Here is a 13,345-nt window from a genome sequence, read left to right on the forward strand (position 1 = left end):
ACCAGCTTTTTCTATTAACCATTATGATCGATTATTCACTAACCGAATCATCAACATCCATATCAAAAGCAGTGTGCAAAGAGCGCACCGCTAGCTCCAAATACTTTTCAGCTATAACAACTGAGACCTTAATCTCAGATGTAGAAATCATTTGAATATTAATATTTTCAGCTGCTAAGGCATCAAACATTTTACTCGCTACGCCAGCATGGGATCGCATACCCACACCTACAATAGAGACCTTTGCAATCTGATTATCACCAACTACTTCACGAGCACCCAGCTCAGCAGACACCTTTTCAAGCACCGCTTTAGCCGCATCATAATCGTTACGGTGAACTGTAAAGGTAAAGTCCGTTGTATTATCAGCGGCAACATTCTGCACGATAACGTCAACTTCAATATTTGCCTGACTAATCGGCCCTAATATTTTTGATGCAACCCCAGGAACATCAGGCACACCCATTACGGTCAACTTAGCTTCATCGCGATTAAACGCGATACCTGAAATAACTGGTTTTTCCACGGCTGAATCACCCTCAACGGTAATTAGAGTCCCCGGCCCTTCCTCAAAGCTAGAAAGAACCCGCAACGGCACTTTATATTTTCCTGCAAACTCAACGGCACGGATCTGCAATACTTTAGATCCAAGACTCGCCATCTCGAGCATCTCTTCAAATGTAATTTGCTCTAGACGCTTAGCACTCGATACAACGCGCGGATCGGTAGTATATACACCATCTACATCAGTATAGATTTGACACTCATCAGCTTTAAGTGCTGCAGCCAAGGCAACACCCGTCGTATCAGATCCACCGCGACCAAGCGTGGTAATATTGCCGTCAGGATCAACGCCCTGAAAGCCTGCCACAACCACTACTCGCCCAGCCTCTAGATCAGATTTAATAGAGGAGACCTCTATATCTTGAATCCTAGCCTTAGTATGCGAGTTATCCGTAAGAATTTTGACCTGACTACCCGTATAGGAACGAGCAGGCACACCGCGCTTTTCCAATGCCATACAGAGCAAAGCAATGGTGACTTGCTCACCAGTGGAGACCAATACGTCCATTTCACGAGCATTAGGTTTTGACTGTATATCTTTAGCTAAGGCAATGAGACGGTTCGTCTCACCACTCATAGCAGATACAGCAACAACAACATCATGCCCTTGCTGCTTAAAACCCTGAACCTTATCGGCGACTGCTTCTATACGCTCAACAGTCCCGACAGAGGTACCACCATATTTTTGAACAAAAAGCGCCATGCATGCACCTAAATCGTTATAGAGCAGCCTCGACTAGAGCTGTTACAGACTCCAGTGTAGCAGGCAGAGCCGCTTGATCGGTACCACCACCCTGAGCAAAGTCAGGACGACCACCGCCTTTTCCGCCTAGCTTAGCCGTAAGCTCTTTAATCAAATCGCCAGCGCGAACCTGACCAGTGAGATCTTTAGTCACACCTGCAGCCAAAGCAATCTTGTCATCAGACACTGTTGCCAATACAACAACACCGCTACCCAGTTTGTTTTTCAACTGATCGATGGTATCCCGCAAGGCTTTAGGCTCTACACCCTCTAACTGAGCAGCTAGCACTTTAACGCCAGAAATTTCCACTGCGTTACTGATTAGATCAGCACCCTTAGCAGCAGCCAGCTTAGCTTTCATCTGCTCAAGCTCTTTTTCAAGCTGACGATTTTTCGCTTGCTGGTCTTGAAGTTTCTGTTCAAATTGCGCTTTTTGGTCAGCAAAATAATCCAGCGCTACAGGACCAGTAACTGCTTCAACACGTCTGATACCGGCGGCCACACCACCTTCAGAAGTAACTTTCAGAAGACCAATGTCACCTGTACGCTTAGCGTGAGTACCACCACAAAGCTCGATAGAGAAATCATCACCCATCGAAAGTACACGCACTACATCGTCGTATTTCTCACCAAATAGAGCTGCTGCACCTTTCTCTTTGGCAGCTTCAATTTCCATGATTTCTGTTACGACTTCTGTGTTCAGACGGATCTGATCGTTAACCATCTTCTCAACTTCAGCGATCTGCTCAGCGCTTACCGCTTCAAAATGAGAGAAGTCAAAACGCAGACGCTGATCATCATTCAATGAACCTTTCTGTTGTACATGCTCACCCAGAACAACACGAAGCGCTTCGTGCAATAAGTGAGTTGCAGAGTGGTTCAGCGCGATCGCCTGACGGCGTTCGGAATCAACTTGAGGAGCAACCTTATCACCCACTTTCACAGAACCATTTTCAACAGCACCGTGATGCAGGTTGTTTTTACCCTCTTTCGTACAGTTATTAACCGCAAAGGAACCGTTAACAGCAGCTAATACACCTGTATCACCTACCTGGCCACCGGATTCAGCATAGAAAGGTGTTTCATCAAGAACCACCAAACCTGTTTCACCTGCTTTAAGCTCATCTACAGGCTCACCTTCTTTAAATAAGGCAACCACTGAAGATGCTTCGCCAGCCAGGTTTTCATAACCGGTAAAGTTAGTTTCACCGTCCAGTTTGATAGCATCGTTGTAATCAACTGAGAATTTGCCTGCCGCACGAGCACGCTCTCTCTGAGCTTCCATTTCACGCTCAAAGCCTTCTTCGTCAATTGTGAGCTCATGTTCACGAGCAACATCAGCTGTTAGGTCATGCGGGAAACCGTAAGTATCATATAGCTTAAATACTGTTTCACCTGGAATAACAGTGCCATCCAGATTATCAATCGCTTCCTGCAGCAAACGCATACCGTGATCAAGCGTCTTCGCAAACTGTTCTTCCTCTTTTAGAAGAACACGTTCAACCTGAGCCTGCTTCTCAGCTAGTTCAGGATAAGCTTCGCCCATCTCTGCCACCAACGCGGCTACCAGCTGATTAAAGAACGCACCTTTAGCGCCTAGCTTGTTACCGTGACGTACAGCTCGACGAATAATACGACGTAAAACATAGCCTGCGCCTTCGTTTGATGGCAGCACACCATCAACAATAAGGAAGGAACAAGAACGGATATGGTCTGCAATTACACGTAGCGATTTATTATCCATATCTGTTGTACCAACAGCCGCAGCAGTGGCTTTCAACAGATTCTGGAACATATCAATTTCGTAGTTAGAGTGAACGTTCTGCATAACCGCAGCGATACGTTCTAGGCCCATACCTGTATCAACAGATGGTTTTGGAAGTGGTGTCATTTCACCATCAGCACTACGGTTGTATTGCATAAATACAACGTTCCAGATTTCGATGTAGCGATCACCATCTTCTTCAGGACTACCTGGAGGGCCACCCCATACATCAGCACCATGATCGAAGAAGATTTCAGTACATGGACCACATGGCCCTGTATCACCCATTGACCAGAAGTTATCTTCATCCAATTTGGAGAAACGCTCTGGATCTACGCCAACTTCCTCTTTCCAGATACGCTCAGCTTCTTCATCAGAATGGTGAACTGTCACCCATAGGCGCTCTTTTGGAAGGCCTAGCGTTTCAGTCAGAAATGTCCAAGCAAAGTTGATTGCATCTTTCTTGAAATAATCGCCGAAACTAAAGTTCCCAAGCATTTCAAAGAAAGTATGGTGACGCGCTGTATAACCTACGTTTTCAAGGTCATTGTGCTTACCACCAGCACGTACGCACCGCTGGGAGCTTGTCGCTCGTGTGTAATTGCGCTTATCAGTGCCCAAGAACACATCTTTGAACTGTACCATCCCCGCATTTGTAAACATCAGGGTAGGATCATTAGCAGGAATAAGGGAGCTACTTGCTACAACCTCATGTCCTTGCTGGTTAAAGTAATCTAGAAAAGCCTGACGAATCTCGGCACTTGTCATATATTTCATTAGATGAACCGTATGCGTATCCATTCTGGTAAAGCCATCAGCAAGCCTCACTTGCCTACCAACAGCGCAAAATCACCACAAATTATGGGCGCGACATTATATATCGTGAGCGAAAATTGTTCGAATCTTTTTCAGAAATGGGCCTATTCGTACTAAATAGACAAAGAATAATCTGTTTGATTTCAGATTAAGATAGGTAGCGATTATCTGTATTGCGAAGAAAAAACCTGCTTAACTTCAGGCAAAGAAAAACCTAACCCTTTGAAATATATAACGATAACATCTCAATATTCATCGTTCGCGACTTGCTCTATAGCAAACTGAATCTCATCTATGGAAAATCCACGTTGACTCATAAAGCGCATGCGCTTACTGCGCTCTTTAAAGTCTTTTCCAGCTAGAGGCTCTCTATATTTACGCCGATAAAGCTCCTCAGCTTGGACAAACCAATCTATATCTAAATCCTCTAAGCAACTAGCAAGCAATTCCGAAGCTATACCTTTCTGTTTTAAATCAAATCGTATTCTTATAAGACCATGACCTTGCCCCACTCTCATGCGTACAAAGCTTTCACAAAAGCGCTGATCTGATAGGTAGCCTTCCTCCTCTAGACTTTGTAATACGCTATCTAGATCCGCCCCCTCGACACTACGAGCGAGCTTCTGGCTTAATTCTTTATAAGAATATTCCCGCCGTGACAGTAACTGAATTGCCTTGCTCCATGCTTCTTTATTAGGATTCTCATCCATAACCAACCCTCTTTAAACGAAAAAACCTCCATCTATAGACGGAGGTTTTCCTGTGCTAGCTTAGCGCCTTAAATCAGATCAAGGCTTTCAGTTTTGTCTTCGGCGTCCCCTTCATTAGGTGTCGGAGTTGAAAGCAAGCGATTACGTAGTTCTGTCTCGATTTCATTCGCAATCTCAGGATTTTCTTCCAAGAACTTAGATGCATTAGCCTTACCCTGACCAATCTTATCGCCATTGTAGGCATACCAAGCACCCGACTTATCAACCAAACCTTCTTTAACACCTAGGTCGATAACTTCGCCCATATGGTAGATACCTTCACCATACATAATCTGGAACTCAGCCTGACGGAACGGCGGTGAAACCTTGTTCTTAACAACCTTCACACGCGTCTCGTTACCAACGACCTCATCACCCTTCTTAACAGCACCGGTACGGCGAATATCCAAACGAACAGATGAGTAGAATTTAAGCGCATTACCACCTGTAGTCGTCTCAGGGTTACCAAACATAACCCCAATCTTCATACGAATTTGGTTAATGAATACTAATAAGCAGTTGGAGCTCTTAACATTACCCGTCAACTTACGTAGCGCTTGAGACATCAAACGAGCCTGAAGACCAACATGAGAATCACCCATATCACCTTCAATCTCTGCTTTCGGAGTCAAAGCAGCTACAGAATCGACGATAATTACATCAACTGCGTTAGAGCGAACTAGCATATCTGTAATTTCTAGCGCTTGTTCACCTGTATCTGGCTGTGAAACCAGCAGGCTATCTACATCAACGCCTAGCTTCTCTGCATAAATAGGATCTAGCGCATGCTCAGCATCAACGAAGGCACAGGTTTTACCCTGCTTCTGAGCTTCCGCTACAACCTGTAATGTCAGGGTTGTTTTACCAGATGATTCAGGACCATAAATTTCAACGATACGGCCATACGGCAATCCGCCTATGCCAAGTGCGATATCTAGACCAAGGGAGCCAGTAGAAACAGATGGAATCGCTTCACGAGGCTGATCCCCCATACGCATCACTGCGCCTTTACCAAACTGCCTTTCAATTTGACCTAACGCTGCGTCTAATGCTTTTTTGCGATTTGCGTCCATCTTCGACCCTACTTTCTCTAAATTCATATTGTGCGCATCTTAATTACCGCGCAAAACACTGTATGTATGGACAGTATTATTTCACAAGTTTTCCGGATTGCAACCCTCAATCAGATAAGTTCTGCAAAATCCCTTCTAACGCCACGCTAACTGCTTGTTTTCGAACTGATTCACGGTCACCTTCAAAACAGTATTTTTTTGTTCTAACTGATTTACCTTGCTCTGCCCACGCAAACCATACAGTACCTACCGGCTTGTCTTTACTTCCACCAGCCGGCCCAGCAATACCACTGGTCGCAACTGATATATGCGCATCACTATTTTCGAGAGCACCCATAGCCATTTGAGTAACCACTTCAGCCGACACTGCTCCATATTGCTCTAACGTATCTTTTGATACTCCAAGCATCTTTTGCTTAGACATATTACTGTATGTAACAAAGCCACAATCAAACCAAGCGGAACTACCAGGGATTGCCGTTATCTCCTGAGCAACCCAACCACCAGTACATGATTCAGCTGTTGCGATAAACAAATTATTTGCCTGTAATTTTTCAGCGATATCCGTCAGCGGTAATTGCATACTGATCCACCCTATTCAAACTATTTAAGCCGCTTTATTTACCGTACAATGCCTCAAGTTAAGTTTGCGTAACAACTCTTTATTTCATCATTTAGTAATTAATATCTCTATGACCAAACAAGCAGCGACTACCCACACCCCAATGATGCAACAGTACTAAACACATAGAAATCAACAACCTAATAAGACCAAGCAATAAAAGCTACATTTTAGGCTACACTTATCCGCGAATTCTTATGAAGCCCCATGAAAGAAAATGGCGCCACAACTCATGCAAACAGCTTCTAAATCATTCCCTACCCATTAATAACCATTAGCAGCAGCTCCACTTGACGACTTAAGATAACTATTCCAAATTGCTTCATCCGGCATCACATGCAAATGAAGTAATAATATGAAGAGGCCTACAATACCCGCATTATTTTTTGAATCTATTTCGACCTGCGCCGAGAAGCTAGAAATATCAGTCAAAGATATTTTACATGCAGGCAGAAACAACAATCTTCAAATCTGGGTAGACAAATCAGACCATGCCTACTCAATAAGAGGTATTAATGTCGAGTACATGGAGGCCACTCAAGATTACTCAACCAACGCCAATGGTTATCCAAATACACACTTCGACATCGACGGCGGGAATCAACGTATTGAAACGGGCTACAGCTTGGTTCACCCGAGAGACCTATCACAACTGATTAACCACCCAGAGCAACCATGTACTATTTTTCAATTCCAAGATCCCAGCAATATCGATAACTCTTTCATATTAGAGACACCTACTGAGATCTTGGTTAGTGAATTAATAATTAAGAAAGAACATCTATACAACCTCGCAATTCCTGCGACTCCTCAACAGAACAAAGAGAGCTACATCAAATCCATCTGCCACCATAATCTATTGCCAAGTAAGATATACCAAGCCTGCGTTCTGTATTTTGCTTTTTTCTATGACAGACAAACTAAAGAGCAGCCTAGTGAAGAAAGCCTTATTCAGTTTTTCAAATTAAATCCAGGCCTTAGCACTGTTATCCAACTCAGCTTAATCACAAGACTCAACGCACTGTGCTTTGAAGCATACACAGGCATCAAGAAAACCTCCCAAGCGACCCTTAATAAAGGGTTCAATAGAAACCTATACACCGTAGATTTCTCAAAACTACCAAAACCCATTCAAGCAACCATAGATGTTTATTATGAGTTCTGGTCCCACTCTGAAATTTTCACAACAAGAAAATACCCAAGCAGAGAGATTATTGCCGATTACCTCAAAGAAAAACACGGCATCATGGAAGGCCGGAAACTTAAAGCAATTATTTCTATTGCACGACCTTCACACGCATCAAACAAGCCTCCCAAACGATCCCGCCCTTTCATAACCCGAAGCGATTTTGAAACAGCAACTTACCACAGGATGGCCATCAATGTTTTTGGACTGGACTCCTCCCAGCACAAACACGATATTTTATTTGAACCAGATCTTCATGATGAACATGTTGTCTTATGGGAGCTTAGAAACATAAACAAAAAACTTAGAAATTACTTGCCCGCATATTGAGCCACCATTTCATTCCAAAAGCTTTCTCTCATTCATATCATTCGCTCCATATTCAGACAGACATGAAACGGAGCAGCTATGTCAAAGCTACTGACACTAAACCAAGTTTCCCACCAAATCGGTTTTAGCGAATCTTCCATCAGAAGATATCTAAAGGCAGGAGAATTTCCATTGCCTCTAAAAAAGGCAGAAACATCCGTTGGCACGCGGAAGAAATTCAACAATGGGTAGAGAACCTTCCTCGAATGGAACTCGAACAAGCCACGCTTAACTTTAACTAACACAAATCGAGAGAAACCAATGATTGCAACGCTAAGAGCACAACTTCCGACAAACCTCTCGAAGCTTAAAAAAGAGCTTCGTAATGACAAGCTATATAAAGATCTAGATGACCGCCTAGTTTCCGGTATAGCAACCTTACATTCTACACGCGAACAATTTCGTATCACTATTTACGAGATTCACGAGGAGAAACACTGGAATAAAGTTAGCGACACTTTCAACCAATTTTGTAAGGTGTACATACCATTCTTGAACCGTTCAACAGTTTTCCGCGAGCTCAACACCGCGCGTTTCGAAAAAGCAAACAGTTTGAAGTTTGGGACTGTTTCTGAAAGCTCGTTACGCTCCATTAAGTTCAAGACCTGCTCTGACAAAGAGCTTCGTTGGATATGGAAGAACGCGACGAAGAAAAAGAAAAAACCTACCGCCGATGACATAAAGCAATCATTCCAAGAGCTTCAAAAGCGACGTGAAACACAAAAACTGCTTGAAGATAAGAGTGCTTTAAAAAAGGTTATCAAAAAAGCTGAAGGCAATGATCTTGCTGAGCTTCTGCACCTAGCGATTGATGCCCTAGCAAACAAATAAGCGACAAGTGGTAAGTCGACAATTGGCGACTTGCCACATGCATCCTACATAGAAAATGAGATTATCAAAACATGAATTCCTTCAAAAAAATCGAAAACATTAAGACTCTAATAGAGTGCAATGACAGTATTCCATGCCTATCCCCTGCACAGACCAAGCTAGGTATTGATGGCCTAAGCTATTGCTTTCCTATTCCTGATGATAAGGAAACTGTCATCTTAAAAACCTCCAAATATATGCTCAAAAGTAAGCTTCTAACCAAAGCAGTAGACCGGCCAGATCTATGGAAGCGCTACAAACACTGTTTCCGCATGACATTACCCAATGGAAGTGGTGCCTGTATCACGATATGCCTTAAACCAAGAAGTAAGAAAACAAAGTCTTTCAGCTATTTGGATTTCAACCCATCCAAAATGACTAAAGATGATTGGTACGATATGCATAGCATCATGATGGAGCTATTTAACGGCGAGCATTTATCATATATGAAATACGGCCATTACAGCCGTGTAGACCTATGTATCGATCTTCTGGATATCAACATAAACCAGATAATTGCAGAAGCACTAGGCACCACCAAATTTAAAATATATGGTTCAGGAAATGCATTTGAAACACTCAGCTTCGGCGCCAAAGGTAGCAGGAAACAAATTTCTATCTATAACAAATACGTACAAATAGTGGACACTACGCCAGGCCGGAAAACTCTCGAAGATTTTGACTTTAGCCATGATGAAAAAACCCGTATTGAACTAAAACTACGGCAAAAAACTTCTCAAAAGCAGCTCAAGGCAATACCTGCCCTACTGAGCACTTTGAATGTAGCGTTACTAGATACCGTACCCGACAAATTGAACGCTGATGAACAAAATTTCATTGATGCTGTTTCAATCCACGGTCTACAAAAAGTAATTAAGCGCTATAAAAGTAGCAAAACACGCAAGAAAAGAAGGGAACTTATAGACAAGATAATCTACGCTCAGATTAACTTTGATCACCTAGTGGATGACTGGCCTAAGCTATGCCGAAAAATAAAACGCAGGCTATTGAAACCACCTCGGTAAAAACAAAAAATGGAGGGCTATCTAGCCCTCAACTCAAACTACAAAATACTCCACACAGATACTCTCATGCTGCTATCAAGCCCCTCCTCTAGCGCATAACCACAGACTATGTTCTGAGCCTCGTTTCCAGCACCTACTACAGCCTTCACGGCAGACGCCAGACTAATACCGGATCCAAGAACACTATCCACCTCTTCAACTAGGCTTAACGTGTAATTACACGATCCCACTGTGACCACAACAAAGAACTGACCATCGCTAAACGGTATATCCAGCTTATTCAAATAAGGCTCTACTACGGTCAGCCAGAATCCTGTGAAACCTGCCTTTGATTCGCTGGTAATAGACGCATAATTGAAGCTAAAACTTCGCTGTTCGATAGTGCCAGCCAGATAGGCCATAACGTTACTATTGAGGAAGAAAGTTCCGATCGGCCAAGGCTCAAATTGTACCTTCAACATGTCCAACAGAGCCTGCAGAAACTCATCAGGGCGATCGAACTGCTGAGCTTCATGAAACGGCAGCTTTCCATCCTCAACATAATAATGACGCACACCGTTGCTCACCTCTGGGAAATCATGTTCTTTCAGTAGGTCCATCAGTTCTCGAAAGCCAGTATCTATCTTGTCCATAGCGTTAAGGAAATCGCAGGTATCAATCACAGTCCTAATCCCTTGCCTAAGCTGTCTGTTAGTGTTCTCATAGCCTCTGTCTGAGCATTCACATGCCGCTTGTCATAACGCGTGGTGGTATTAACATTAGCGTGCCCTGCAGCCTTAGATACCAGACTGAGATCATTTCCCTGCTCTAATAACAGAGAGATATAGGTCCGCCTCAGATCGTGTGGCCTCAAGCCCTTAATGCCAATTGATTCTCCCTGTTTCTTCACCAGCCTGTAGACTGAGTTAACGGTAATCCGCTTATCCGACACACCTTGCTTGAGCACCTTGGTAAAGAATGGTGATGAAGGATCAGTATCACCCCGCTCAATGGCCCAGCGTTTAAGTCGTTTTAACGTTACGCCGCTGATGTCATGGTACCTGACCTTACCGCCCTTACCCTTGATCGATACGCGGCGCCGATCAAAGTCAAAGCTATCGAGGTTAAGCGCAACAACCTCTGAACGACGAAGGCCCGTAGTTATCATCAGCATCAATACCGCAGAATCTTTGACACCTTTCGGCCCCTCAGCATCAGCTGCTTTTCTAACTAGCTTCCGGCTTTCTTCCAGGCTGAGCGCAATACCACCTTTCTTAGCTGTACCACGGACACTTTCCAGTTGGCAGATACGTGCTAGATGTTCTGCAGAAACCAACTCCATTTTGAACGCGGTTCTCACTACACCACGGATAGCAGCCATCGTTGTGTTAATCGTGTTAACAGATTTTTCTTCTTCCTGAAGCTTGGACCGAATGAAGACCAGCTGTTGATACTCCAGCTTATGCCAGTCAATTTCATCAATACTTTCTTCACCGAGCAACTGAGCCACTTGCGTTAGCTGGCTTTTCATAGAACGTCGACCTGACGGTGCTAATGCCATCAAATAGCAGTTCACTGCTGATATTTCTTTTGCATTCATAATATTCCCCTTACAACAGGCATTAGTGGGCCAAGGCACACTAAGTACCTGTAAAAATTGCGTTAGATTGAGTTATTAGTCGCGGAGGTAAACGAGGTAGGTTTCGTAGACGCTGAGCTGGTAGTAATGCTCACCATCTTCTTCAGAGATACAACAGTCAGATCGCTCCAGTTTTTCTAGGTAGGTGGAATCAAACAGCGTTATCTCTTCATTATTAATACTGCAGATTACTGTCCAGTGGTTGCTCATACCTTTCAGGCGCGTAATGACCACACCTCGATCATCTGCTCGCTCGAAGAAGTTTGAGATTGCCCGCCAGTAGGTGAATATAGTCCAACAAGGCACATTAGTATCGTCAACGAGCGCCCGAAAGCCGATGCTGTATTCAGGGAACACCATATTCATTAGAGTTTCTAATTCTTCACCTGCCAGACCATAGGTGACACGAGCACTACGCTTTCCTTTACGGAATTCAGTCACACTTGCCAAGCACTCCGCAAATAGTGAGCGCTGTTCCTCTTCGCTCAGCTTAGGCCTCAAATATCTGAGTGCGTTAATCAGAGCATACTGACCGCAATACTCATCCAGCTCACCTTGTGTTAGAGGATTCACTTCACACATAGCTGCTCTCCTCTACCGAGATCTTCACGTCAAACACCCCCATCTCTGTGTAACTACAGAAGTTCTGTTCCCACAGTCTGTAATAGCTCTCTACACCGTGTTCAGTGATTGGATAAGCGTGATATTCATTCTGGAATCTACGTTCTGAAAAATCGAAATCTGAAGACTTACCAAGTTCAGCGAACGGCTGAATACCGAAGTAAGTAAACTCGGTGATGTACTGAACCTCACCACTCTGATCAATACTGATTTCTACTGGTCGATAGCCTCCAGTTTCCGCTGAATATGATGGATCTCGAAAGTTCAAGATCACCGGACCTACACACGGTTTATCTGACTTCAGTAGCTCATCATGCAAGAGCTCTACAAGCTTGCTGCCAAGCTCGAATGCGGTTGTTTCTCTTTTGATAATCATATCGATACCTTTTTATAGGCGTGCGAATGCCTCCGGCTATACCGGACAGAGTTCACACAGATGAATTTATTAAAGGAAGGAGCAGTGTATTAACTTGGACACTGCACTAAGTTGGTCGAAAGAATCATCAATAAAAGCTAATGATTCTTATTATCATTATATCAAATTCCAGCTTTTCCTACGAGGATTACTCCTAATGAGGTGAGGAAAAGAGCAGCCTCAGATACCATGATGCGGTAACTGAGGAATAAGATTCATGTCGAGAATTGTAGAATTTATGCTTGGAGAAGCACCTGATCATAAAGGCCGGTACATCAGTGATCTTTGGCAGCTAGATCATTTCTGGCTGGAACACACACATGACTATGTTCAGTGGCTATTCCCAATAGATAAAACCCACAAAAGGAACAGCTTCGCTCCCTACCTTACATTTGGGGACATGGAGGCGTTCAAATCAAACATTCAGCTTAAACAACAACTACAGTCATACCGCGTAATGCTAGATTTCTTTGGGTTAGAGGAACATGAAGACCAAATAATTGCTCAACCAAGCTTAAATATGCGACAGCACATCTGGCTGAAACGAGGTGGGCACAATCACCTGAGAATATCCCGCATCATTCAAAGTTTGGCACTGTGTTCAAATCTAGAGCAAGCTAAAGCATTCCAGCACGCGGTGATCGCTATCGGTCAAAGCATGGGACAAGTATCAGAAGAGAGCCTCCGTTATTGGGCAACAGCTATTCCAAAATAAAAAGCCACGTTAATAACCATTAACGTGTAACTTGCATTGCTCATACCCCTTATCAAACAAGTAGATAGTTCCTAACCACATAAAAAGCATGTTAATCTGATAGCTAGGGAAACGACTCTTCTACATCAAAATTTCTATGGTATCTAGAAACGTAAGGTTGGGTCGGGAAATTGGCTCTACTACCTTATAAATGGA

Annotated in this window: 14 protein-coding genes; 5 read left to right on the top strand and 9 right to left on the bottom strand. The window is 43.5% G+C overall.

Going from position 1 to position 13,345, the window contains the following annotated elements; all coding sequences use genetic code 11:
* Positions 1-31: 31 nt before the first annotated feature.
* From ACMXYN_RS15000 to pncC, 5 genes are all read right to left on the bottom strand, one after another.
* Positions 32-1,267 (bottom strand): aspartate kinase, encoded by a 1,236-nt coding sequence (locus ACMXYN_RS15000; protein ID WP_415892530.1) that lies wholly within the window; start codon positions 1,265-1,267, stop codon positions 32-34.
* A 16-nt stretch (positions 1,268-1,283) separates the two neighbouring features.
* Complete coding sequence (gene alaS, locus ACMXYN_RS15005; RefSeq protein ID WP_415894505.1) at positions 1,284-3,839, bottom strand: alanine--tRNA ligase; 2,556 nt, start codon at positions 3,837-3,839, stop codon at positions 1,284-1,286.
* Between the two features lie 293 nt (positions 3,840-4,132).
* Positions 4,133-4,597 carry a regulatory protein RecX gene (locus tag ACMXYN_RS15010; protein ID WP_415892531.1) on the bottom strand — a complete coding sequence of 155 codons (465 nt, stop codon included), beginning with the start codon at positions 4,595-4,597 and terminating at the stop codon, positions 4,133-4,135.
* Between the two features lie 68 nt (positions 4,598-4,665).
* On the bottom strand, positions 4,666-5,709 hold the full coding sequence (recA, locus tag ACMXYN_RS15015; RefSeq protein ID WP_415892532.1) for a recombinase RecA: 1,044 nt from the start codon (positions 5,707-5,709) through the stop codon (positions 4,666-4,668).
* 106 nt (positions 5,710-5,815) lie between these two features.
* Positions 5,816-6,292 (bottom strand): nicotinamide-nucleotide amidase, encoded by a 477-nt coding sequence (pncC, locus tag ACMXYN_RS15020; RefSeq protein WP_415892533.1) that lies wholly within the window; start codon positions 6,290-6,292, stop codon positions 5,816-5,818.
* A 394-nt stretch (positions 6,293-6,686) separates the two neighbouring features.
* Between pncC and ACMXYN_RS15025 the strand changes: the two genes are divergently transcribed.
* The 4 genes from ACMXYN_RS15025 to ACMXYN_RS15040 all read left to right on the top strand — a co-directional run bounded on the left by ACMXYN_RS15025 (position 6,687) and on the right by ACMXYN_RS15040 (position 9,781).
* Entirely contained in the window at positions 6,687-7,847 is a 1,161-nt protein-coding gene (locus ACMXYN_RS15025; protein WP_415892534.1) for a hypothetical protein, read from the top strand.
* A gap of 78 nt (positions 7,848-7,925) precedes the next feature.
* A complete protein-coding gene (locus ACMXYN_RS15030) occupies positions 7,926-8,078 on the top strand; it encodes a helix-turn-helix transcriptional regulator (RefSeq protein ID WP_415892535.1) in 153 nt (50 codons plus the stop codon).
* A gap of 69 nt (positions 8,079-8,147) precedes the next feature.
* The gene (locus tag ACMXYN_RS15035; RefSeq protein ID WP_415892536.1) at positions 8,148-8,717 is read left to right on the top strand and encodes a hypothetical protein; all 570 of its coding nucleotides are present in this window, start codon (positions 8,148-8,150) and stop codon (positions 8,715-8,717) included.
* A gap of 71 nt (positions 8,718-8,788) precedes the next feature.
* Positions 8,789-9,781, top strand: a complete 993-nt coding sequence (locus tag ACMXYN_RS15040) for a hypothetical protein (RefSeq protein ID WP_415892537.1) — start codon at positions 8,789-8,791, stop codon at positions 9,779-9,781.
* A 38-nt stretch (positions 9,782-9,819) separates the two neighbouring features.
* Here ACMXYN_RS15040 and ACMXYN_RS15045 read toward each other — a convergent pair whose 3' ends face one another.
* The 4 genes from ACMXYN_RS15045 to ACMXYN_RS15060 all read right to left on the bottom strand — a co-directional run bounded on the left by ACMXYN_RS15045 (position 9,820) and on the right by ACMXYN_RS15060 (position 12,396).
* Entirely contained in the window at positions 9,820-10,443 is a 624-nt protein-coding gene (locus tag ACMXYN_RS15045; protein WP_415892538.1) for a hypothetical protein, read from the bottom strand.
* Positions 10,440-11,360 (bottom strand): tyrosine-type recombinase/integrase, encoded by a 921-nt coding sequence (locus ACMXYN_RS15050; protein ID WP_415892539.1) that lies wholly within the window; start codon positions 11,358-11,360, stop codon positions 10,440-10,442. Before ACMXYN_RS15050 ends, ACMXYN_RS15045 begins: the two co-directional genes overlap by 4 nt.
* A gap of 75 nt (positions 11,361-11,435) precedes the next feature.
* The gene (locus ACMXYN_RS15055; protein WP_415892540.1) at positions 11,436-11,981 is read right to left on the bottom strand and encodes a hypothetical protein; all 546 of its coding nucleotides are present in this window, start codon (positions 11,979-11,981) and stop codon (positions 11,436-11,438) included.
* Positions 11,974-12,396, bottom strand: coding sequence for a DUF2787 family protein (locus ACMXYN_RS15060; RefSeq protein ID WP_415892541.1), 423 nt, complete (start codon positions 12,394-12,396; stop codon positions 11,974-11,976). The genes ACMXYN_RS15055 and ACMXYN_RS15060 overlap by 8 nt, the downstream gene beginning before the upstream one ends.
* Before the next feature lie 256 nt (positions 12,397-12,652).
* Here ACMXYN_RS15060 and ACMXYN_RS15065 point away from each other — a divergent pair, with 256 nt between their 5' ends.
* The gene (locus ACMXYN_RS15065) at positions 12,653-13,150 is read left to right on the top strand and encodes an opioid growth factor receptor-related protein (RefSeq protein ID WP_415892542.1); all 498 of its coding nucleotides are present in this window, start codon (positions 12,653-12,655) and stop codon (positions 13,148-13,150) included.
* Positions 13,151-13,345 lie beyond the last annotated feature (195 nt).

This window comes from Neptuniibacter sp. PT8_73 (assembly GCF_047778045.1).
GTDB lineage: Bacteria > Pseudomonadota > Gammaproteobacteria > Pseudomonadales > Balneatricaceae > Neptuniibacter.

What these genes read in the sequence shown, in the direction of transcription:
- ACMXYN_RS15000 (WP_415892530.1), bottom strand. Translation starts at nt 1,267, where the DNA reads ATGGCGCTTTTTGTTCAAAAATATGGTGGTACCTCTGTCGGGACTGTT.
- alaS (WP_415894505.1), bottom strand. Translation starts at nt 3,839, where the DNA reads ATGACAAGTGCCGAGATTCGTCAGGCTTTTCTAGATTACTTTAACCAG.
- ACMXYN_RS15010 (WP_415892531.1), bottom strand. Translation starts at nt 4,597, where the DNA reads ATGGATGAGAATCCTAATAAAGAAGCATGGAGCAAGGCAATTCAGTTA.
- recA (WP_415892532.1), bottom strand. Translation starts at nt 5,709, where the DNA reads ATGGACGCAAATCGCAAAAAAGCATTAGACGCAGCGTTAGGTCAAATT.
- pncC (WP_415892533.1), bottom strand. Translation starts at nt 6,292, where the DNA reads ATGCAATTACCGCTGACGGATATCGCTGAAAAATTACAGGCAAATAAT.
- ACMXYN_RS15025 (WP_415892534.1), top strand. Translation starts at nt 6,687, where the DNA reads ATGAAGAGGCCTACAATACCCGCATTATTTTTTGAATCTATTTCGACC.
- ACMXYN_RS15030 (WP_415892535.1), top strand. Translation starts at nt 7,926, where the DNA reads ATGTCAAAGCTACTGACACTAAACCAAGTTTCCCACCAAATCGGTTTT.
- ACMXYN_RS15035 (WP_415892536.1), top strand. Translation starts at nt 8,148, where the DNA reads ATGATTGCAACGCTAAGAGCACAACTTCCGACAAACCTCTCGAAGCTT.
- ACMXYN_RS15040 (WP_415892537.1), top strand. Translation starts at nt 8,789, where the DNA reads ATGAATTCCTTCAAAAAAATCGAAAACATTAAGACTCTAATAGAGTGC.
- ACMXYN_RS15050 (WP_415892539.1), bottom strand. Translation starts at nt 11,360, where the DNA reads ATGAATGCAAAAGAAATATCAGCAGTGAACTGCTATTTGATGGCATTA.
- ACMXYN_RS15055 (WP_415892540.1), bottom strand. Translation starts at nt 11,981, where the DNA reads ATGTGTGAAGTGAATCCTCTAACACAAGGTGAGCTGGATGAGTATTGC.
- ACMXYN_RS15060 (WP_415892541.1), bottom strand. Translation starts at nt 12,396, where the DNA reads ATGATTATCAAAAGAGAAACAACCGCATTCGAGCTTGGCAGCAAGCTT.
- ACMXYN_RS15065 (WP_415892542.1), top strand. Translation starts at nt 12,653, where the DNA reads ATGTCGAGAATTGTAGAATTTATGCTTGGAGAAGCACCTGATCATAAA.